We start from the raw sequence: 919 nt of genomic DNA, 5'->3' as shown, positions 1-919 counted from the left end.
CGACAATGATGTCGCCCTTGTCCATGCGTTTGACGGTGCCAACAAAAATCTTGTCGCCGCGCGACATGAAATCGTTGAGCAGCATTTCCCGCTCGGCGTCACGGATTTTCTGCAGGATGACCTGCTTGGCCGCTTGAGCGCCAATACGGCCGATGGGCAGGCTTTCAACCGGCTTTTCGATGTAGTCGCCTTCTTCGATGTCGGCGATTTCGTCGCGTGCGTCGCTGACCAGCTCTTCGGCTTCAGGGTTCTGCAGGCCGGCTTCGTCAGGAACCACCAGCCAGCGGCGGAAGGTTTCGTAATTGCCGCTGTCACGGTCGACGGCTACGCGGATGTCCACTTCGCCTTCGTACACCTTTTTGGTGGCCGAGGCGAGCGCGAGCTCGACGGCGCCAAAGACGACGTCACGTTCCACATTTTTTTCACGCGAGATGGCATCAACCAACATCAACAGTTCGCGATTCATTTCACAAGCCTGCCTTTCTTCATTTCTTGAAATTAATTCTCTGCAGAGGGTTCGGCACCAGGCGTTATTTTGGGTTTACGGCCCTTGAAATCAACCACGGGCGCGAGGCGCGCCTGCTGGATCTCATCGAGGGTAAAACCCAACGCCTGCAGCGGTGCGGGAACCTTCTTCTTACTGACCTTCTGGCCGGGTTTGACGGCCGGCTCATCGCTCCACACGATCTGCCAGCCAGCCACGCCGTCCGCGGCCACGACACGCTCCAGCGTGCCGCGAAACTTTTTGCGGCTGGCCGCGACGGTTGAACCGGCGCTGGCAGCCACGCCAATGGGTGCCTTGAGCGTGATGTCGATCAGCTCACCGGCAAAACGCTCAAAATCTTTTTCGTTGCGCAAAGGCCTGTCGATGCCGGGGGAACTGACTTCCAGCCGCGCATATTCGGCGCCTTCGACTTCC

The 919-nt window shown here is 58.4% G+C and carries 2 protein-coding genes; both read right to left on the bottom strand.

Annotated elements, in window-relative coordinates; translation table 11 throughout:
- A partial coding sequence (locus AC1D0Z_RS22980) for a NusA N-terminal domain-containing protein (RefSeq protein ID WP_477660440.1) occupies positions 1-466 on the bottom strand: 466 nt, incomplete at its 3' end.
- Positions 467-498: 32 nt separating this feature from the next.
- On the bottom strand, positions 499-919 hold a 421-nt coding region (locus AC1D0Z_RS22975), incomplete at its 5' end, for an LSm family protein (RefSeq protein ID WP_477660439.1).

Source organism: Polaromonas sp. P1_E3 (genome assembly GCF_056405935.1).
This window is presented reverse-complemented; position numbering and strand designations above follow the sequence as displayed.